This window comes from Salmonella sp. NW177, assembly GCF_051811585.1.
Lineage (GTDB): Bacteria > Pseudomonadota > Gammaproteobacteria > Enterobacterales > Enterobacteriaceae > Salmonella > Salmonella enterica.
In genome coordinates this window covers 638,544-657,907 of record NZ_JAMMZV010000002.1, presented here as the reverse complement: position 1 = coordinate 657,907, position 19,364 = coordinate 638,544, and the positions used below count along the sequence as shown (strand labels likewise).

18 protein-coding genes, 1 other RNA gene and 2 pseudogenes are annotated in these 19,364 nt (G+C 52.5%); 10 read left to right on the top strand and 11 right to left on the bottom strand.

Annotated elements, in window-relative coordinates:
• The first annotated feature begins 58 nt into the window (after nucleotides 1-58).
• The 4 genes from NA986_RS09950 to ssrA all read left to right on the top strand — a co-directional run bounded on the left by NA986_RS09950 (nucleotide 59) and on the right by ssrA (nucleotide 5,250).
• Nucleotides 59-1,468, top strand: a complete 1,410-nt coding sequence (locus NA986_RS09950) for a TolC family outer membrane protein (RefSeq protein WP_023216376.1) — start codon at nucleotides 59-61, stop codon at nucleotides 1,466-1,468.
• Nucleotides 1,465-3,645, top strand: a complete 2,181-nt coding sequence (locus tag NA986_RS09945) for a type I secretion system permease/ATPase (protein ID WP_023216375.1) — start codon at nucleotides 1,465-1,467, stop codon at nucleotides 3,643-3,645. The genes NA986_RS09950 and NA986_RS09945 overlap by 4 nt, the downstream gene beginning before the upstream one ends.
• 7 nt (nucleotides 3,646-3,652) lie before the next feature.
• Nucleotides 3,653-4,816: an HlyD family type I secretion periplasmic adaptor subunit gene (locus NA986_RS09940; protein WP_076736217.1), complete on the top strand. Its 1,164-nt coding sequence runs from the start codon at nucleotides 3,653-3,655 to the stop codon at nucleotides 4,814-4,816.
• Nucleotides 4,817-4,887: 71 nt separating this feature from the next.
• Nucleotides 4,888-5,250: a transfer-messenger RNA gene (ssrA, locus tag NA986_RS09935) on the top strand.
• Between the two features lie 116 nt (nucleotides 5,251-5,366).
• On the opposite strand, the gene NA986_RS09930 is transcribed toward ssrA, so the two are convergent.
• The 9 genes from NA986_RS09930 to fin form a co-directional block, all read right to left on the bottom strand.
• Nucleotides 5,367-5,585: an ogr/Delta-like zinc finger family protein gene (locus NA986_RS09930; protein WP_000980498.1), complete on the bottom strand. Its 219-nt coding sequence runs from the start codon at nucleotides 5,583-5,585 to the stop codon at nucleotides 5,367-5,369.
• A gap of 68 nt (nucleotides 5,586-5,653) precedes the next feature.
• The gene (locus NA986_RS09925; RefSeq protein ID WP_079950956.1) at nucleotides 5,654-6,754 is read right to left on the bottom strand and encodes a phage late control D family protein; all 1,101 of its coding nucleotides are present in this window, start codon (nucleotides 6,752-6,754) and stop codon (nucleotides 5,654-5,656) included.
• Nucleotides 6,751-7,236, bottom strand: coding sequence for a phage tail protein (locus NA986_RS09920; protein ID WP_000980409.1), 486 nt, complete (start codon nucleotides 7,234-7,236; stop codon nucleotides 6,751-6,753). Before NA986_RS09920 ends, NA986_RS09925 begins: the two co-directional genes overlap by 4 nt.
• On the bottom strand, nucleotides 7,233-10,040 hold the full coding sequence (locus NA986_RS09915) for a phage tail tape measure protein (RefSeq protein WP_065348324.1): 2,808 nt from the start codon (nucleotides 10,038-10,040) through the stop codon (nucleotides 7,233-7,235). Before NA986_RS09915 ends, NA986_RS09920 begins: the two co-directional genes overlap by 4 nt.
• Nucleotides 10,033-10,152: a GpE family phage tail protein gene (locus NA986_RS09910; RefSeq protein WP_000763317.1), complete on the bottom strand. Its 120-nt coding sequence runs from the start codon at nucleotides 10,150-10,152 to the stop codon at nucleotides 10,033-10,035. Before NA986_RS09910 ends, NA986_RS09915 begins: the two co-directional genes overlap by 8 nt.
• Before the next feature lie 14 nt (nucleotides 10,153-10,166).
• Nucleotides 10,167-10,469 (bottom strand): phage tail assembly protein, encoded by a 303-nt coding sequence (locus tag NA986_RS09905; RefSeq protein WP_001280962.1) that lies wholly within the window; start codon nucleotides 10,467-10,469, stop codon nucleotides 10,167-10,169.
• 54 nt (nucleotides 10,470-10,523) lie between these two features.
• Nucleotides 10,524-11,039, bottom strand: a complete 516-nt coding sequence (locus NA986_RS09900) for a phage major tail tube protein (protein WP_001207652.1) — start codon at nucleotides 11,037-11,039, stop codon at nucleotides 10,524-10,526.
• 9 nt (nucleotides 11,040-11,048) lie between these two features.
• Nucleotides 11,049-12,221 carry a phage tail sheath protein gene (locus NA986_RS09895; RefSeq protein WP_065348323.1) on the bottom strand — a complete coding sequence of 391 codons (1,173 nt, stop codon included), beginning with the start codon at nucleotides 12,219-12,221 and terminating at the stop codon, nucleotides 11,049-11,051.
• Nucleotides 12,222-12,323: 102 nt separating this feature from the next.
• A complete protein-coding gene (gene fin, locus NA986_RS09890; RefSeq protein WP_001165555.1) occupies nucleotides 12,324-12,881 on the bottom strand; it encodes a serine-type DNA invertase Fin in 558 nt (185 codons plus the stop codon).
• A gap of 65 nt (nucleotides 12,882-12,946) precedes the next feature.
• Between fin and NA986_RS09885 the strand changes: the two are divergent.
• Nucleotides 12,947-13,900 (top strand): annotated as a pseudogene (locus tag NA986_RS09885) (phage tail protein); the annotation flags it as partial.
• Nucleotides 13,870-14,487 (top strand): tail fiber assembly protein, encoded by a 618-nt coding sequence (locus NA986_RS09880; RefSeq protein WP_077908642.1) that lies wholly within the window; start codon nucleotides 13,870-13,872, stop codon nucleotides 14,485-14,487. The pseudogene NA986_RS09885 and the gene NA986_RS09880, both read left to right, overlap by 31 nt.
• A gap of 3 nt (nucleotides 14,488-14,490) precedes the next feature.
• On the opposite strand, the gene NA986_RS09875 is transcribed toward NA986_RS09880, so the two are convergent.
• The gene (locus NA986_RS09875) at nucleotides 14,491-15,030 is read right to left on the bottom strand and encodes a tail fiber assembly protein (RefSeq protein ID WP_065348321.1); all 540 of its coding nucleotides are present in this window, start codon (nucleotides 15,028-15,030) and stop codon (nucleotides 14,491-14,493) included.
• Between the two features lie 2 nt (nucleotides 15,031-15,032).
• Complete coding sequence (locus NA986_RS09870) at nucleotides 15,033-15,887, bottom strand: phage tail protein (RefSeq protein ID WP_198910078.1); 855 nt, start codon at nucleotides 15,885-15,887, stop codon at nucleotides 15,033-15,035.
• Nucleotides 15,888-15,935: 48 nt separating this feature from the next.
• Here NA986_RS09870 and hin point away from each other — a divergent pair, with 48 nt between their 5' ends.
• The 4 genes and pseudogenes from hin to NA986_RS09850 form a co-directional block, all read left to right on the top strand.
• Nucleotides 15,936-16,508, top strand: a complete 573-nt coding sequence (gene hin, locus NA986_RS09865) for a flagellar phase variation DNA invertase Hin (protein ID WP_000190912.1) — start codon at nucleotides 15,936-15,938, stop codon at nucleotides 16,506-16,508.
• Nucleotides 16,509-16,871: 363 nt separating this feature from the next.
• Nucleotides 16,872-18,374 (top strand): FliC/FljB family flagellin, encoded by a 1,503-nt coding sequence (locus NA986_RS09860; protein WP_023216372.1) that lies wholly within the window; start codon nucleotides 16,872-16,874, stop codon nucleotides 18,372-18,374.
• A 67-nt stretch (nucleotides 18,375-18,441) separates the two neighbouring features.
• Complete coding sequence (gene fljA / locus NA986_RS09855; protein ID WP_024147187.1) at nucleotides 18,442-18,981, top strand: phase 1 flagellin gene repressor FljA; 540 nt, start codon at nucleotides 18,442-18,444, stop codon at nucleotides 18,979-18,981.
• Nucleotides 18,982-19,008: 27 nt separating this feature from the next.
• A pseudogene (locus NA986_RS09850) lies at nucleotides 19,009-19,231 on the top strand (helix-turn-helix domain-containing protein); the annotation flags it as partial.
• Nucleotides 19,232-19,364: the final 133 nt, after the last annotated feature.

Below are 19,364 nucleotides of genomic sequence, written 5' to 3'. Positions count from 1 at the left end.
AGCCCCGAACGCCACGACGTTCGGGGCAACAAGCGGTGATATTTAAAAGGGATAAACTATGGGAAGAGTCGCGCCTGTCGCCATCGTACTGGCATTTGCTTTGTTTCATCACCAGCCCCGGGGCGCAGAAGCGCCGCCAATGATTACATCCGAAGGATTAGCAACGGACCAGATGCTTCCTTCGCTGGATGGCTCCGCCGCTGAGTTGCCGCTCAGCGCCGCCGCGCCGGGCAACCTGACGCTCAATGACGCGGTCAATCGCGCCGTTAACTGGCATCCTTCTATTCGCGAAGCCGTCGGCAAACTGCTCGCACAGAATGAACAAATAGAGGTCGCCAAATCGAAATATTATCCGAAAGTCAGCGCTGGCGTGAACAATGGGTACAGCAATACCTACACCGATCACGGGTATAGCCCCTCGCTGGTGCTGTCAGTATCGCAAATGCTTTATGACTTCGGCAAAGTGGCAAGCCAGGTTCGCACCGAAACCGCAGGCGCAGCACAGCAACAGGCTAATGTGTTGCTCAGTATTGATACCGTCGCGCACGAAACCGCCAACGCCATTGTACAAACGCAGAGCTGGCAGCAAATGGTAGAAGCGGCGGAAGAACAGCTCACCGCGCTGGACGGCATCGGTAAACTTATCCGGCAGCGCAGCGATGAAGGCGCTACGTCGCTATCTGACGTGGTGCAAACGGAAGCCAGAATCGAATCCGCCCGCTCGCAACTGGCGCAGTATCAGGCCAATCTCGACAGTGCGAAAGCCTCACTGATGAGCTGGCTGGGCTGGAATTCGCTTAACGGCATCAATAATGACTTCCCGGCGAAACTCGCTCGCAGCTGTGAGACGGCGACTCCCGACGATCGACTGGTGCCCGCGGTACTGGCCGCCTGGGCGCAGGCCAACGTTGCGCGGGCGAATCTGGACTATGCCAGCGCGCAAATGACGCCGACAATTTCGCTCGAACCTTCTGTACAACATTATCTTAATGATAAATATCCCAGTCATGAAGTGCTGGATAAAACCCAGTATTCCACCTGGGTGAAAGTTGAGATGCCGCTTTACCAGGGCGGAGGGCTGACTGCCCGACGCAACGCCGCCAGCCATGCGGTAGACGCGGCTCAGTCGACCATTCAGCGCACCCGGCTTGATGTCCGCCAGAAACTGATGGAGGCGCGCAGCCAGGCAATGAGTCTTGCCAGCGCGTTACAAATCCTTCGTCGGCAACAGCAGCTTAGCGAACGCACGCGCGAACTGTATCAGCAGCAATACCTTGACCTCGGTTCCCGCCCGCTGCTCGACGTGCTTAATGCGGAGCAGGAAGTTTACCAAGCGCGTTTTGCCGAACTGCAAACGGAAAGCCAGTTGCATCAGTTGCAACTGAACTGTCTGTATAACACCGGCGCGCTTCGTCAGGCGTTCGCGTTAAATCATCGCAGCATTCAATCCGTGGAGATCCAGCCATGACCCGCGCCGCCCCCGATGTAGAAGAGATACTCAGTGAGCGCGCGCTAAGCCAATGGGCGCAGGCCATCAGCTATGTCGCCAGCCATTATCGCATTGCCTGTTCTCCCGGTTCAATTCAGGCCAACGCCCCGTGGTTTAGGGGTAAAAGCAGAACGACCGCCTTAACGCAGCTCGCGCGGCAGGCGGGTTTATCCTTTCATGCGCCGGACATAGACAAAACGGCATTTAGTCAGTGGCGATTGCCGTTGGTTGTCGAGCTCCGGGACGGACAGTTATTGGTCATCGAACATGTTAATGGCGAAGATGCGGTAGACGTTTTTGTGATTGAAGAAGAGGGCCAGCATAACCGCATGACGCTCAGCGAGTTATTGCCGGAGATCCTCTATGTTGCCGCGCTACGCCCGCTATCGGCGCTCAAGGATAGCCGCGTCGACCGCTATATCTCCCGCTTTAAACCCGACTGGATGCGCGAGCTGGTTCTGCAGGATATTCGCCCTTATCTACCGGTAATGGTCGCCGCCTTTCTGATTAACGTGCTGTCGCTGGCCGGGATTGTGTTCTCTATGCAGGTTTACGATCGAGTGATCCCCGCTCAGTCATATCCTACCCTGTACGTTCTCTCCTTCGGCGTGCTGGTAGCGGTGCTGTTTGGTTTTCTGCTGCGTGAAGCGCGTACGCACATTATGGACGTGCTCGGTAAACGCGCCGATATGCGCATTTCCGATCGGGTATTCGGTCATGCGTTAAGGCTGCGCAACAGCGCTATCCCCCGTTCCACTGGCAGTTTTATCTCGCAGTTACGCGAACTGGAGCAGATCCGCGAGATGATTACCTCTTCAACGCTGGCGACCATTGTCGATCTGCCTTTCTTTTTCCTGTTTATGGTAGTCCTGGCGATTATTGCCCCACCGCTGGCATGGATAGCGCCCGTGGCGGCTCTGCTGATGATCCTGCCGGGCGTCGCACTGCAAAAAAAACTGGCTGTCCTCGCCAACCAGGCCGCCCACGAAGCGACGCTACGCAATGCAGTCTTGGTCGAAAGCGTTCAGGGACTGGAAGATATTAAACTGATGCAGGCGGAGAACCGCTTTCTTCAGCAGTGGAATAGCTATATCCGTATTACCGGCGAGTCGGGTCTACGCACCCGCAAACTCACGCAAGGGCTTATCAGTTGGGGGATGTCGGTACAAAGTCTGGTGTATGCCGCAGTGATTATGTTCGGCGCGCCGATGGTCATTGAAGGCAGTATGACTACCGGCGCCGTGGTCGCCGCGTCGATGCTCGGCTCGCGGATGATCGCGCCAATGGCTAACCTGTGCGGCGTGCTGGCGCGCTGGCAGCAGGTGAAAGCGGCGAAGATGGGGCTCGACAACATTATGCAACTGCCCACCGAGACACAGCATGATGATAGCCTGATACACCGCGACATCCTCCACGGGCATTACCTCTTTGAAAACGCTCAGTTTCGTTACCATAACGACGATCAACGCATACCGCTGCGCCTCGTGCGTCTGGAGATCATGCCAGGCGAGCGGATTGCGATACTGGGGCGTAACGGTGCGGGTAAATCCACACTTTTACAGGCGATGGCGGGCGGCCTGGAGATGATTCAGGGAGATGTCCGGCTTGATAATCTCAGCTTGTCGCACATCGATATGGCGGATTTACGCCGCAACATCGGCTTTCTTAGCCAGAACGCGCGGCTTTTCTTCGGCACCCTACGAGAGAACCTGACGCTCGGCGCGCCGCACGCCAACGATGAACAGATTTTTGACGCGCTCGAAGTCAGCGGCGGCGCCGTCTTCGTCAGGCGGCTGGCAAAAGGGTTGGATCATCCCATTATGGAGGGCGGTAACGGCTTGTCCGGCGGACAGCGTCAGTCCCTGTTGCTGGCGAGAATGCTGCTGCGCTCCCCCAATATTGTGTTACTTGACGAACCCAGCGCCTCGCTGGACGAGCATACGGAGCGAGAGTTTATTCAGCGGTTACATCAGTGGCTTGGCAACCGTACCCTGGTCGTCGCGACGCACCGGGTACCAATACTGGAGCTGGTTGAGCGTATCGTTGTCCTGAAAGAAGGGCAACTGGTGATGGATGCGCCAAAAGCGCAGGCGCTTAACGCTGATCGGATGCAAAGTCACCGTCGGGAGTGGAAAAATGAAAACCAATCAGCATGATGCCGCGATGGACGATTTCAATATTCAGCGTGAACGGGCGTTTTCCGGCGCGGGTCGTATTGTTCTGATCTGCTCACTGTTATTTCTCATTCTTGGCATCTGGGCGTGGTTTGGCCGACTGGATGAGGTTTCCACCGGCAACGGGAAAGTGATCCCAAGTTCACGCGAACAGGTTCTGCAGTCGCTGGATGGCGGCATTCTGGCGCAGTTGACGGTGCGGGAAGGCGACAGAGTTCAGGCCAACCAGATTGTCGCCCGGCTTGATCCGACGCGTCTGGCGTCCAGTGTGGGTGAAAGTGCGGCAAAATATCGAGCTTCACTCGCCTCCAGCGCACGGTTAACCGCGGAAGTCAGCGACTTACCTCTCGCCTTCCCCGCTGAGCTGAACGGCTGGCCGGATCTGATTGCCGCAGAGACGCGTCTCTATAAAAGCCGCCGCGCGCAGCTGGCCGATACCGAAGCCGAGCTACGGGATGCGCTGGCGTCGGTTAATAAAGAGCTGACCATTACCCAGCGGCTGGAGAAAAGCGGCGCGGCCAGTCATGTTGAAGTGCTACGCCTGCAACGACAAAAAAGCGATTTAGGCTTAAAAATTACCGATCTGCGCTCACAATATTATGTGCAGGCACGCGAAGCGTTATCGAAAGCGAACGCTGAGGTCGATATGCTCTCCGCCATTTTAAAAGGACGCGAGGATTCCGTCACCCGCCTCACCGTACGTTCGCCGGTACGCGGCATTGTTAAAAATATCCAGGTCACGACGATTGGCGGCGTGATCCCGCCTAACGGCGAGATGATGGAGATAGTACCGGTAGACGATCGTCTGCTGATTGAAACCCGCCTTTCGCCGCGTGATATCGCCTTTATTCATCCCGGCCAACGCGCATTGGTTAAAATTACTGCTTACGATTACGCCATTTACGGCGGGCTTGACGGCGTGGTGGAGACCATTTCACCGGATACCATTCAGGATAAAGTGAAACCGGAAATTTTCTACTATCGCGTGTTTATCCGCACCCACCAGGACTATCTACAAAATAAATCAGGACGCCGTTTTTCGATTGTTCCAGGCATGATCGCCACGGTAGATATCAAAACCGGTGAAAAAACCATTGTCGACTATTTAATCAAACCGTTTAATCGCGCGAAAGAAGCGCTGCGCGAGCGGTAAATCGTTGAAGATAAGAAGATACGGGGGCTGGTCACGCGTGTCACAAGTCTGTTATACTTACCTTACACATTGGGGCTGATTCTGGATTCGACGGGATTTGCGAAACCCAAGGTGCATGCCGAGGGGCGGTTGGCCTCGTAAAAAGCCGCAAAAAAATAGTCGCAAACGACGAAAACTACGCTTTAGCAGCTTAATAACCTGCTTAGAGCCCTCTCTCCCTAGCCTCCGCTCTTAGGACGGGGATCAAGAGAGGTCAAACCCAAAAGAGATCGCGCGGATGCCCTGCCTGGGGTTGAAGCGTTAAAACTAATCAGGCTAGTCTGGTAGTGGCGTGTCCGTCCGCAGGTGCCAGGCGAATGTAAAGACTGACTAAGCATGTAGTACCGAGGATGTAGGAATTTCGGACGCGGGTTCAACTCCCGCCAGCTCCACCAAATAAAACAAGGGGTTACGTGAAAACGTAGCCCTTTTTCTTTGGTAGTGGCGGCAAAATGGCGACAGAGTGTCGGACTGGCGGCAACAAAAAACCCGCCATTAAAGCGGGTTCTGTTCAGAAACTCATGTGGCCTTGACCACCTTTTCCCGGATGTGGTGGCGCAGAAGAAATTAGATTCGGTTTTATAATGTGCCGTACAAACGTTTCATGAGTAACGAACGTACAGCCACAATTTATATTTTGGCACTGGTTGTAACGTTCTTTTGTCGTAGCTGATACCTGAAAGCTGCTTCTGGTATGTGCTGCATGACCGCACTCTGGACAGTTCATCATTGCTGTTATCCCACCACTTTTGCCGTAATCGCAATAATGATACATCATTATTCAATATTGAGAACCAATTATTCGATTTCAAGACCATCAATCTTTACTTCAAGCTCCATGCTGGTCGTAAATCCATTATCCGGGCTGACAGAATGCGTCAGGGTGGTAATGGTCCATTCTGCATCATCAATCGGCTGCTTAAATCCCGTCACCTTCACCGGCATTTCCGTATAGAGATCAGCCCGCCCCTCAGCGAGCTGCAGGGAAAATGAAGCAACCCCGCGCTGCAGACGTTCCCACTGCATTTTTGCTGCGCGCTCTGCATTGCTCCGGTTGGCGTAGGTACGATTAAGAACCAACACGTTTTCATCCGTTCCCACCAGATAATCTCCCTGTTTTGCTTCCGGCTCTTTGGGTGTGGTGGTTTTCTTTCGGCGACGCTTAACACGGGTTGTCTCTTTTTTCCTGGGTTCACGCGTATGCAACCAGCTGGCAATAACACCGGTATAGGCACCACGATCAGCAAGGGTGAACCGATGACCGTCACCGGCTTTGCGCGTGATGTTGATAACCGGTAGCTGCTTGCCGCTTGCCGTTCTTCCCTGTCCCTGCCGGATAAACAGCAGGTTCCCGTCTTTAACGGAAGCAATCGCCCCATACTGTCTCGCCAGTTTCATCAGAAAACTTGCATCGCTTTCATTGGTCTGGTCCATATGATCCAGCGCCTTATCCGTCAGGTCTTTACCCAGCGCCACTTTGAGGTTATGCCGGGCGGCGATTTCCTTTACCACCTCCCCCACCGTTGTCTGATGCCATGATTTTTCGCGCCGTGTATTGATGGTTTCACGGAAATCTGCGCTACGCGCCCTGATGGTCAGCCGGTCAGGGGCACCGCTGTGTTCAATTTCATCTACGGTAAAAGCCCCTTTAGGGAAAAGCGGCTGGCCTTTCCAGCCCAGCGCCAGCTGAATCACAGCCCCACGTCGCGGCAGGGCGATCAGCCCGTCGGTGTCGTCCAGCTCCAGATCAAGCTGGTCCGCTTCAAAGCCCCGGTTATCCGTCAGTGTCAGACTCATCAGGCGGGTATCCATCACCGTCGTCACGTCTTTGCCTTCGATGGTGATACTGAAAGCCGGGCTTTTGCTGTTCAGATTCAGGAGATCAGAATTAACGTTCACTGCAGCAATCCTCCAACCGTGTTTTTGATACCTCCAATCGCAGAGGCTGCAGAATCCTGCAGGTTGCTGAGCTGGTCACTCAGACTCCCGAACATGTCAGAGAGCGACTCATCAACCCGTTTGAGGGTGATCGTAAACTCAATGCGCCTGGGCATTCCGCTGGCAAAAAACTCCGTCTTTGTCTGGCTCAGACTCTCAATAACAAACATGCCGTAAATGGTTCCACTGCCTTCAATCAAAGGCCATGCCTTGCCCAGTTCAGCCATTTGTTCAAGCGCCAGTAATGACAGTCTGCCGCCGGTCACTTCCGGCAGCAGAACCCCGGACAGTGTCAGTGAATCGTTATCCGGGCCAAGAAACTGCGTTGACGGACGGCGGTTTACCCGGCTGTTGGCGGCGTGTCGCCAGCTGCGCTGATACTGCAGTTCCTGATAAGGGACAGTGCGCAGCATAAATACATATAAACCCAGTACCATCATCATGATTCATACCCCCCCTGATCGCTGAAATTGCTGCGTGCTTTTGCCCTGGCCCGGCGCTCCCGTTCGTCAAGCTGGCGTGCCACTTCACGGGCAATATCCTGCGCGTTCTGCCCAGGCTGAGCGACAATATGAATGGGCGCATTTATCTCATAACGAATAACCGGCGGCGGGCTATCTGCCTTAGCAAGCGGGGGCTGGTATGCCCTCGCAGGCAAACTGAACGGATGAAGCGGAGCCGCTTCTGCAGGTGTCGCAGCTACCCCCATCACGCCAGCAACAACAGAGGCCAGCGCAGCAGTACGCCGCCTGCTGGTAACATTTGCCGGTCCGTTCACAATTTCAGGGCCATTTTCTCCGACAATGCCAAACTGCCCGCGTGGAATGATCCCGCCCGTGTCGTACATCCCCGCGTAAGCCGGGAACCCGCCTGGCGGCAGCACCACTTTGCCGTCACTGTTCACTGTGGCGGACTGCTGCTGCGTAACCTGCGCAGGTAGTTTCGCCTTTGCCGCCTCCTTACTAACAATACCGAGCTTTTCCAGCAGCCATGACACACCGGATTTAAGTGACTCAAGTGGGTGCATCACCATATTCAGACCTTCCGCCAGCGCCTCACCAAACCGACGCCCCATTGCAGCTGCGCTGTTCAGTTCTTCGGCAGTGGATTTAACCGGGGTAAGTAAATCATTGAACCAGCCCCACAAGGCCTGCACCCTGTCACCAATCCACTGAAACACGGGTCTGAGCGGCTCAAAGGCGGCGCTGATGGGCGCAGCAGCGGATCTGAACCCTTCCACCACGCCCCCCAGAAATGCACTAATGGGCTGCCAGTATTTCCAGATAACCAGCGCCACGCCTGCCAGTGCAGCCACAACCAGCCCTACAGGACTGAGCAGCGCACCCAGCAGGCTACCAACAGCAAATAATGCCACGCGCAGCAAAGCCAGCGGACCAGAGATCAACAGACGCAGCACGCTACCTGTACGTGTGGCAGCGGCGGCTGCAGAAGGTAACGCTTTAACTGACAGCATGGACAGGCCAAACCGGATAACCGCCAGCGGTCCCAGCACAGCAGCCACCGCCACTGCCAGCGCCCCCAACCCAACAGTAATGGCTGCCGTAGCTGCCGCCACTTTCATCAGCGTGCCAGCCAGCACGGGATTCTGCTCAACCCAGCGATGCAACGCCCCGGTCACGCGCTTAACCATGCCCATAATATCCGTCAGCGGCTGGCGCAGCGTTTCCCCCAGGCTGCTGAAAGCGTTCTGCGCGCCCGTCTTAACCAGCAACCACTGCGCAGACAATGAATCCTTGTTAATGTCGGATTCTTTCTGCATGGAGCCATTAGCACCACTACCTGATGTGAGTTTCAGCTGGCGCTGCAGCTCCGGCAGGTTGTTAGCCAGCTTTGCCGCATCATCGCCAAACTCTTTGCCAAAAATCATTGTCATGGCTGACAGGCGTTTATCCTGCGGCAGATTGTTGACCTTCTCCAGAACCCGCTGAATTGTGCCCATGGCATCGGTGGTCATCTGCTTTTCAATCTCCGCTGGATTGAGTTGCAACAGATTCATGCCTTCAAAAAATCGTTTACTTTGCATGGTGGCAATGGACAGTTCACGCACCATGGCATTAGAGGCGCTGGCGGCGATTTCCGGGGCAGCCCCAAGAGAAAGGAATGTTGAACCCAGCGCCGCGGCCTTTCGGAAGTCAAGGCGGTCAGCCACGCCCCCCATACGCTGCAGGACGTTGATAATGTCCCCACCCTTTGACATGGCGTTATCGTCCAGGTAGTTCAGCGCATCGCCCAGTTGTTCAATATTGCGCGTCGGAACTTTATAGAGCTGCGCGATTTTCCCCAGCCCTTCTGCCAGTTCATCTGCGGGCAGCTCAAAGGCCGTTGCCGCTTTTGCCGCCGTGGATGCAAAAGCCAGCAGGTCACGTTTCTGCTCTTCGTAAGGATCGTCCTGATTGGTCACCCCCATGCGAGCACCACCTTCAACCAGCGCGGCATAGTCTATAGCGCCGTTCTCCATCGGCAGCTGTTCGCTGGCGGCCTTGATGGCATCCTGCATGTCATAAAACTGTTTTGTGCGGTTGCCATTATCGTCCCGCAGCCCGTTTACCTGCTTTGCCACGCCTTTCATGGCATCTTCCATGCTGGCGTAGCTCTTAACTGCCGCCACAACAGGTGCGCCCATTGCCACCCCCGCAGCCGTAGTGGTAGCCCCTGCCCCGGCGATGCGATCCCGCACCTCAAGACGGCGTGAATACTGATCGCGGATGGCGTTCATTCGCGCCTGCTGTTCGCCCAGGCGTTTAAGGGATTTCTGCTGCCGGTCCAGGGCCTGCCGGGTTTCGTCGGCATTCTGCCGCAGTTCCCGCTGCGCACTACTGAGCTTTTTCGTGTCCAGTCCGGCTTCATTGAGCGCAAGACGCTGGCGCTGCACTGACTGACGTAGACCGTTATATTTGCTCTGTAACTCCGTAACGCGGTTCTTTGCCTGCTCAAGCAGCCGTGCCTGCGCCGCCGTCGGGCGGTTGGTGGCAGAGAATTGCGTGGCAAGTTTCGCAGCTTCTTCGCGTGCGGCTTTCAGGCTGTTACCGGTGACTGCCAGCTGCGCGCTGGCCTTGCGGAAACCGTCAATGCGGCCCGCCTGAGCATCTAATTCTTTTAAACGGGCGCGGCTTTGCTGAATGGCTGCAGCCAGCTCTTTTGAGCTGGCCTGCGCGGATCGAAATGGGCGGGTGAGCTTGTCAACCGCATTAAGAATCACCTGCAGACGCAGGTTATTGTCACTCATCGCTGGCCCCGCTTCGCTGAATTGCCTTATACCGCCACGCCAGCACCTCAGTCAGCGGCATAACGTCAGTGATGGATGGCGACCAGTGAAAGATGGTGGCGATATCCGCCACAAGATCATCAATCGTCAGGCTGTCGGTAAACCGGCAAGCACCGACTTCTTCAACAAAAAAGTCACCACCTCTACCGACAGCGCGGTGAGATCGGCGGGGTCCAGCTCTGCCATTTCCTGCGCGGTCAGCGTCGGGGTGGAGATTCGTGGGATCACAGTCATCATTGCGCCCACGTCCATATCCATAATGGCCTGCAGACGGGTGCCACGCAGTGCGCCGGACTGAGGCTTGCGCAGCACAATTTCGGTAATTTCAGCTTTACCGCGCATGATGGGAGTATCCAGTTTTACGGTCTTTTCAGTCAGCTTGTCGCTCATGTTCGTATCCTGTTAATGAAATACTGGCGCGGCTGCCCGCGCCGTTAAGGTTAATCAGAGGCCGAGGGCATTACGGTGTGCTTCCATCAGGTCCACGCCGCCAACGATTTCTACCATGTTGACCAGATCGACCTCATAGAGCACCTCACCATTAATGGTCAGCTTCGCGTAGCTGTTGGTACTGCTGACTTTGGTGCTGCTGCTCTCGCCGGTTTTCCACTCGCCGGAATCCACTTCTTTATGGCGCCCGCGCACAACCAGCTCAACGGCCTGCACTTCGCCGGTATCGTCACGCTGAATGGAACCGGTGAAACGCAGCTGGATGCCGTCAACGGTTGCCTTGCCCATCTGCTTGAATAACAGCAGCTCGGTACCGCCGATTGAAAATTCCGTGTCCAGTGCACCGTCATCCAACCCCATGTCCACATCCACTGCGCCCGGCATACCGCCGCCGCGATACTTCTCAAACTTGCGGGTAAATTTCGGCAGGGTCAGAGACTCAACGATCCCCTGCCAGTTGTTCCCGTCGTTGAACAGGTTCAGGTGTTTTAACTTGCGTGGTAAAGCCATGATTCCCCCTTATGCAGCGACATGGCTGGCAAAATCGACCAGGTAACGATCGGTGATGCGCTGGCGCAGCATCAGGTTTTCAAGCGGAGGCACCGGCGTGTAGTCATAATCGATGGTCAGTTTCCCGGCTTTAAGGGTGTCTTTATCGTTAACAGACTCATCCAGCCAGCAGTCACCACCAATCAGGTATCCCTGGTTGACCAGACTGCGCATCTTGGCGCGTAGTCCTTCAATAATGTCGCGGGCCAGCGACGGATTAAGCACGCCATCCACCGCCCACATGTGCGCCTCCGCCATAGTGTCAGCCAGCACCTGCGCCGTGCGGGTGTAGTTCTCAAAGGCAAACAGCGGATCGTCACTGAGACAACGGGAACCCCAGAAGCGGAAGCCGTCTTTGCGGATCAATGTGGTGACGTCATTTTTGTTCAGCAGCCCCGCATCGGTTGCCGGGTCCTGCAGATCCCAGAACACATCAGCGGAAATGCCGGTGACACCGTTCACACCCACATTGGACAGGGTTTTATGCCAGCCGATCTGCTCGTCGATTTTGGCACGCAGGCCGAGCGCACGGGCGGAGGCGTAAGCCGTCGCGTCTGCTTTCAGCACGGTGTCAAAGTTGATGAAATCAGGCCAGATCAGCATTCCCTCGCGCTGACTGAAATTCTCGCGATAGGCAATGGCTTCCTCCACCGTTTTGCAGCCATTAGCAGCAAGGTAGGCAAACCCGCGCAAGCTTTGCGCCACGCCCAGCAGTTCAGTAGCAACGGCCTGAGTGTCATGTCCCGGCACCCCAAGAATGCGCGGCTTGACACCGAGCTGCGACTGCGCCGACAGTAGCGCTTTCATGCCCGTTTTCTTACCGTCGGAAGTTACGCCGCCGATAATATTGGAGGTGGTTTCCGCTTCGGTTTCTCCCTGCGCCACACGCACAACGACAGTCACGGGTTTTGCCTGATCTGCAATTGCGTCCAGCGAGCGGGCCAGCGTGCCGGACTCCCCCGCTTTACCGCTGGCGGTGAGCACATCAGTCAGCAGGACCGGCTTATTGAGGGGGAACACGGACGCATCAGCATCATCGCCGGTGCAGACCATGCCCACGATGGCAGTGCTCACCGTGGTAATAGGTCGGGTGCCCTCGTTGATTTCAACAACGCGCACCCCGTGGTGGTAATCCTGAGCCATAAGGCAGTCTCTCCGGTTGACAGGGATACCTTATGTTCTGGTTGCCAGGCGTGCGGCGCACGTATTTCACGATGTGTCAGTGCTGGTACAATATCGCCACTTTCAACGCGACTGATTTACAGGGAATTTCTTGTAAAGAGTGGAAATGCTAACATCAAAAAGCAATCCAACACGATGACGAGTTTCACCGGCGGCAAGCAACCGTCCGGCCTGCTCCCATTGCTCCGGAGTGAGCTTTGGACGCCTGCCACCGACTCGCCCTTGCGCCCTCGCAGCGGCAAGTCCGGCGCGGGTTCTTTCCACAATTAATTCTCTCTCCATTTCAGCGAGTGCGCCCATCACATGAAAGAAAAAACGCCCCATCGGCGTGCTGGTATCAATAGCATCCGTCAGGCTGCGAAAATTAATGCCCCGTTCGCGCAGCTCCTCTACCAGAACGACCAGATGACGCATACTGCGCCCCAGACGATCGAGCTTCCATACAACCAGCGTGTCCCCTTCTGATAACGTCCTGAGTAATTTTTTTAACCCTGGTCTTTCTGCTTTGGTCCCGCTTATTTTGTCTTCAAAAATCAGTTCACATCCTGCGCAATTCAGCGCGTTTCGCTGTAAATCGGTGTTCTGGTCATTTGTTGACACCCGTACATAGCCAATTTGCACAACAGGCCCCCTCGCAAAAGGCTGGGATCATGCCATTTACGACCGTTTTCTTCATTTTCATAAACCTCGGTTTAGGCGAAACGATAAATCTGGCAAAAAATGCCGTCCCGGCGACACGGCGGGTTAACAGTAAACCACTGACCGGTGATATCACTTTGTGGGCGTCAGATGTGGGGGCCATTTCCGCCGATGCTGTTGGAGAAATTACCGATAACGGCACAATGGCATCAGCTAATGCACCCGGATGGTGGAAGGTGGCGGTGTCGAATTCTGATACGGTCGTTGATTTTCCCACCTATCCGGGTGGCAGCAAGTTGTACAGCTATGGATATCTGTTTGTTGAGAAAATCGGAGACGTCTGGTTTCAGCATTATTATGCCCATATTGGCGCGAACGCAAAGCGCCAGGACTGGGGAACTGTACCGAATACCAGCCGCCCGTGGATTGTTGACTACAACACAGCTAATAAACCCACAGCAAATGACGTTCAGGCGCTGCCCAGTGCCGGAGGGCGTCTTAACGGTCCGCTAAGCATTGGTACTGATAATGCGCTGGGCGGCAATTCGATCGTTCTTGGTGATAATGACACTGGTTTTAAACAGAACGGCGATGGCGTGCTTGATGTTTACTCGAACTACACACATGTATTACGTTTCATCGGTAATCTTGTGGAGTGCATGGTTTCCCTGAAAGTAAACGGAAACGCTGTAGCTACAGGCGAAGTACAGGCAGGAAATGGCACGTCACGCATGGCTGGTAACGGGGATATTTTTGGTAATGTCTGGAACGGCTGGCTAAGTACACATCTGAATAATAATCTCGTCGCAGATATTCAATTAGGGGCTGGCACATCAGTGGCTACCTGGAACAATGCAGGTTCCTGGCCTAACACCCCCGGATATGTAGTTACCTCCGTCTGGAAAGATAATCAAGGCGAAAATATTGATGGCATTGCTTATGCGCCTTTGCAAAAAAGATTAGGTATTCAGTGGTATACCGTACAAGGGGGGACGGCATAATGAAAAAATATCAGGACATTAAAAATTTCAGACTTATTGACGCGCCCGTAAACAGGGGTAAAACTCAGTCCGAAATAAATATAGGTGCATATTTTCTGGAGTCAGAAGACGGGCAGGACTGGTATGAATGTCAGTCATTATTTTCTGATGATACCGCAAAAATCATGTACGACCATGAGGGGGTTATCTGGGGTGTTATTAATAAGCCAGTCCCGCAACGTGGAAACACATATGCTGTATCAATGCTGTGGCCGGTTAATATGTCTGTTGCGGAAATAGACGCTGCTGACTGTCCTGATGATTGCCGTGGTGATGGCTCATGGTTGTACAGAGATGGTAAGGTTTTACCCGTTCCGGTGGATTATCAGGCTAAGGCCGAAACCACCCGAGAGAAACTACTGGATGCCGCTAACAGCGCCATTGCCGACTGGCGAACCGAACTGGCGTTGGGTGAAATCAGTGACGACGATAAGGCCAGCCTGACTAAATGGATGGCGTATATCAGGGAGCTTAAATCACTGGCTTTAACAGGCATTTCAGACGAGGCCACCTTTAATAAAATACAGTGGCCTGTATTACCACAATAATAATTAATGACTGGTCGGTTTCTCCGGCCAGTCAGGGGCAGATGTATCCACCCGACTGACCAGAACGCTGTATTGTTCCCATGCTACCAGTCGCTGCTGCTCCTCATCGGTGATGATACCCAGCTTTACTGCCCGCGCCAGCAGCGTAATAACGGTCTCGGCCTCTTCGAGCAGTTTTACCTTTTTCGCTTCTACTTGCTGGCGCAGTTCTTCCGGTGTATAAACCCGCCTAATTATCTGCTCACGTTCGCTATCATACATCCAGCGTCCTGACACATCTGCCCGGCGATTAGCTGTGATATCCGGTAATTCAACAACGCTGCGCCCTTCAGGATTTATTTTCGACGCATCTTTATTGATTGCCACAATTATATTACTTTTGTCGTAGGCAACTTTTAGCGTGTCTACTGCAAAATTTTTCTGTTCCTCATACCAGTTCTTACCTTTTTCATCATACAGCCAAACCACACCAAATTTTTTAGTGAGTTGATACTGGTCAGGCGTTTTTGGATTACCGGCTACGATATTTTTTAGATGCATCATAATTAAACACTCGTCACGTTATACCACTGGTTGCCAATCAATTTTTGCATTGGACGTCTTCCGAGACCGTCAATAATCTCATCACTATTGCCGTTAGTTGCCGCTGTCAGTACATAACCAGGTGTATCACTGAATCCCGGGCCCATCCATGCCTGTCCAGATTCATAACTACCAAGACGGAAATCCTGTACGTATCGGCTGTCAAAATTACCGTAGTCTGTTGGCGTTAATCGTCCGGTAACATTGATGGATTTTTTACTCTCCAGTGTGTCGTTCTGAAAGCGGAATACCTGAACACCATTAGCATAAATATCCAGTAGACCATCGCCGTTTTGTTTTAAGCCGGTGTCGTTATCGCCTAATACAATAGAACTACCTCCCAATATATTAGGTGTGCCGATACCGAGATTACCGTTAATTACGCCACCACTAACAGGTAACGCACCGACATCACCTGCGGATGGTTTTCGTGTTGTGGTATAAAATTCAGTCCAGTCAAGTTCAAAGCCAAAACCGTCGCGTGCCGAACGGTAGGAAATACCGCCGTTCTTGTAATTCACACAAAACTGCACTGCCGGACAACTGCCGATATTCATATTAAAATGCAAAATCAGACTGGATGCACCTCCAGTAGGAACGTTGTAAACCCCGCTTTTCCAGTTCCAGCCGACTGATTTGTCATTTTCCAGTGTGTAGTCTCCCGTCATCCCCAGCGCGAATGCATTCACATCAGCAGCTGACAAAGTGATATCACCGGTCAGTGGTTTACTGTTAACCCGCCGTGTCGCTGGGACGGCATTTTTTGCCAGATTTATCGTTTCGCCCAAACCGAGGTTTTTGATAAAGCAATCCTCCATGAGAAAAGCGACTAAAATTCTTCCTTATCTGATGTAAAGGAGAAAATCATGGCTACTATTGGGTATATTCGGGTGTCAACAATTGACCAAAATATCGATTTACAGCGTAATGCGCTTACTAGTGCAAATTGTGACCGCATTTTTGAGGACCGTATCAGTGGCAAGATTGCAAACCGCCCCGGCCTGAAACGGGCGTTAAAGTATGTAAATAAAGGCGATACTCTTGTCGTCTGGAAATTAGACAGACTGGGCCGTAGCGTGAAAAATCTGGTGGCGTTAATATCAGAATTACATGAACGTGGAGCTCACTTCCATTCTTTAACCGATAGTATTGATACCAGTAGCGCGATGGGGCGATTCTTTTTTCATGTAATGTCAGCACTGGCCGAGATGGAGCGAGAATTAATTGTCGAGCGAACCCTTGCCGGACTGGCTGCCGCCAGAGCGCAAGGACGACTGGGAGGGCGCCCTCGGGCGATCAACAAACATGAACAGGAACAGATTAGCCGGCTATTAGAGAAAGGCCATCCTCGGCAGCAACTAGCTATTATTTTTGGTATTGGCGTATCTACCTTATACAGATATTTTCCGGCAAGCCGCATAAAAAAACGAATGAATTAAAATAAAAATTACAACAGGATGGATATAACGTTTTTGTAATACAGGCGTATGGCATAAATAAACCGGAAGGGTATACAAAAAAGACAGCATCTAATTAAAAAGAGAAAAAATTCAACGCATTAACATATATAGTGTAGCGCGCTCACGATAAGGCCTATGTTACATCCAGCTATAGACGATATCGCTCAAAACACTAGCAGATACTGCGTTCACATAGAAAGGCTTTTTAATCAAAACGTTAGGTGTAAGCAATTACAGACGGAAAAAGTAGTAAAGTTTATGCCTCAAGTGTCGATAACCTGGATGACACAGGTAAGCCTGGCATAACATTGGTTATCAAAAACCTTCCAAAAGGAAAATTTTATGGCACAAGTAATCAACACTAACAGTCTGTCGCTGCTGACCCAGAATAACCTGAACAAATCCCAGTCCGCACTGGGCACCGCTATCGAGCGTCTGTCTTCTGGTCTGCGTATCAACAGCGCGAAAGACGATGCGGCAGGTCAGGCGATTGCTAACCGTTTTACCGCGAACATCAAAGGTCTGACTCAGGCTTCCCGTAACGCTAACGACGGTATCTCCATTGCGCAGACCACTGAAGGCGCGCTGAACGAAATCAACAACAACCTGCAGCGTGTGCGTGAACTGGCGGTTCAGTCTGCTAACAGCACCAACTCCCAGTCTGACCTCGACTCCATCCAGGCTGAAATCACCCAGCGCCTGAACGAAATCGACCGTGTATCCGGCCAGACTCAGTTCAACGGCGTGAAAGTCCTGGCGCAGGACAACACCCTGACCATCCAGGTTGGCGCCAACGACGGTGAAACTATCGATATCGATCTGAAGCAGATCAACTCTCAGACCCTGGGTCTGGACTCACTGAACGTGCAGAAAAAATATGATGTGAAGAGCGAAGCAGTTAAAAGCGGCGGTGGGGCAACCCTCAATACTGCTGGTCTTAATGATACAGCTCTTAAAGCGGGTGTTGGTGGTGCAACAAACGGTACTGCTGCAATTAAGGATGGTAAAGTCTTCTTCGATGCAACTGATAATAAATATTTTATTGAAGTAGAAGGTTTAACCGCTGGCGACGCTACTAAAAATGGTGTTTATGAAGTTAGTGTTGCAGATGATGGCACTGTTACAATGCCGGCAACCACGAAAGTGGCAGGAGGCATGCCAGCCACGGCGACGGCAGTAACCGAAACGCAGCCAAAACCTGTAGCTCTCAGTACAGCAGTTAAAGATCAGTTGACCGACAGTGGTATTAGTGCTGCTGATGCTGCAAAAGGTCAATTAGTTACGATGTCTTATACGGATAAAAACGGTAAGACTATTGATGGCGGTTTCGGTGTTAAAGTTGGGGCTAATATTTATGCTGCAACAAAAAATAAAGATGGATCGTTCAGCATTAACACCACTGAATATACCGATAAAGGCGGCAACACTAAAACTGCACTGAACCAACTGGGTGGCGCAGACGGTAAAACCGAAGTTGTTACTATCGACGGTAAAACCTACAATGCCAGCAAAGCCGCTGGGCACAACTTCAAAGCACAGCCAGAGCTGGCGGAAGCAGCCGCTAAAACCACCGAAAACCCGCTGCAGAAAATTGATGCCGCGCTGGCGCAGGTGGATGCGCTGCGCTCTGACCTGGGTGCGGTACAAAACCGTTTCAACTCCGCTATCACCAACCTGGGCAATACCGTAAACAACCTGTCTGAAGCGCGTAGCCGTATCGAAGATTCCGACTACGCGACCGAAGTCTCCAACATGTCTCGCGCGCAGATTCTGCAGCAGGCCGGTACTTCCGTTCTGGCGCAGGCTAACCAGGTCCCGCAGAACGTGCTGTCTCTGTTACGTTAATTTATTTCGTTTTATTCAGCCCCGTGAATCCGGGGCTTTTTCATTCAGCATAGATGAATATATCTTTATGGAATGTATAGCTGTAAATGATATTTCCTACGGGCGAGAGGCTGAAATATGGCCGCGGGATTATTCTATGCTTGCTCGTCGAGTTCAATTTCTACGTTTTAATGATATCCCTGTTCGATTGGTGAGTAATAATGCCCGGGTAATCACAGGCTACATTGCGAAGTTTAATCCGAAGGAAAATTTGATTCTGGCTTCGGATAAACCTAAAGGAAATAAGCGCATTGAAGTTAAACTAGAGTCTCTGGCAATTCTTGAAGAATTATCAGGTAATGACGCTTTTAATCTTTCGCTGGTGCCGGCTGACGGATTTAATCTTCAGCAATATACTCCATCAAGAAGAGATTATTTCTCGATTTGCAATAAGTGCTATAAACAGGGAGTCGGTATCAAAATCTATATGAAGTATGGACAGGTTTTGACTGGCAAAACGACAGGCGTAAATGCGTGTCAGGTTGGTGTGAGGACATCCAATGGCAATCATATGCAAGTTATGTTTGACTGGGTGAGCAGGATCACGTCTTCGGATTATGCTGAATAACGCATACGGTAATAAAAAATTCCGTGAGAAAATATTGCTCCTGGAGGAACAGAGACCATTCGACAGCGCATAGATAGTTTCGCCGCTGCTCGTGCCACTACGGCCAGGACGCTTAAAGCAGCTGACAGAAAAGAATTGATCATTAAAGCTTCGCAAAGAAGGTCCGCTGAATTTTCGCAAATCCATGGATACTGTAGCCCAGCATCCTGGCGTCTCACGGGCAACAGCTTATCTTTATGCTCGACAGTCTGACTGCGAGCTTTGCCCCAGCCAGGCAGGACTCTCAGTGAGTGTTCTATTTTCTTTGACTCTCGTATTCCAATTCTTTCGGGAGTTATTGGTGAGACTTTTGGCGTTTTGCCCTGTCACCCATCGCGCAGCCG

Excerpts from the sequence above, each read along its gene's own strand:
- NA986_RS09950 (WP_023216376.1), top strand. The coding sequence starts at position 59 with ATGGGAAGAGTCGCGCCTGTCGCCATCGTACTGGCATTTGCTTTGTTT.
- NA986_RS09915 (WP_065348324.1), bottom strand. The coding sequence starts at position 10,040 with ATGAGTGACAATAACCTGCGTCTGCAGGTGATTCTTAATGCGGTTGAC.
- NA986_RS09905 (WP_001280962.1), bottom strand. The coding sequence starts at position 10,469 with ATGAGCGACAAGCTGACTGAAAAGACCGTAAAACTGGATACTCCCATC.
- NA986_RS09920 (WP_000980409.1), bottom strand. The coding sequence starts at position 7,236 with ATGATGATGGTACTGGGTTTATATGTATTTATGCTGCGCACTGTCCCT.
- NA986_RS09930 (WP_000980498.1), bottom strand. The coding sequence starts at position 5,585 with ATGATGAACTGTCCAGAGTGCGGTCATGCAGCACATACCAGAAGCAGC.
- NA986_RS09940 (WP_076736217.1), top strand. The coding sequence starts at position 3,653 with ATGGACGATTTCAATATTCAGCGTGAACGGGCGTTTTCCGGCGCGGGT.
- fljA (WP_024147187.1), top strand. The coding sequence starts at position 18,442 with ATGGAATGTATAGCTGTAAATGATATTTCCTACGGGCGAGAGGCTGAA.
- NA986_RS09870 (WP_198910078.1), bottom strand. The coding sequence starts at position 15,887 with ATGGAGGATTGCTTTATCAAAAACCTCGGTTTGGGCGAAACGATAAAT.
- NA986_RS09875 (WP_065348321.1), bottom strand. The coding sequence starts at position 15,030 with ATGATGCATCTAAAAAATATCGTAGCCGGTAATCCAAAAACGCCTGAC.
- NA986_RS09900 (WP_001207652.1), bottom strand. The coding sequence starts at position 11,039 with ATGGCTTTACCACGCAAGTTAAAACACCTGAACCTGTTCAACGACGGG.
- NA986_RS09860 (WP_023216372.1), top strand. The coding sequence starts at position 16,872 with ATGGCACAAGTAATCAACACTAACAGTCTGTCGCTGCTGACCCAGAAT.
- hin (WP_000190912.1), top strand. The coding sequence starts at position 15,936 with ATGGCTACTATTGGGTATATTCGGGTGTCAACAATTGACCAAAATATC.
- NA986_RS09895 (WP_065348323.1), bottom strand. The coding sequence starts at position 12,221 with ATGGCTCAGGATTACCACCACGGGGTGCGCGTTGTTGAAATCAACGAG.
- NA986_RS09945 (WP_023216375.1), top strand. The coding sequence starts at position 1,465 with ATGACCCGCGCCGCCCCCGATGTAGAAGAGATACTCAGTGAGCGCGCG.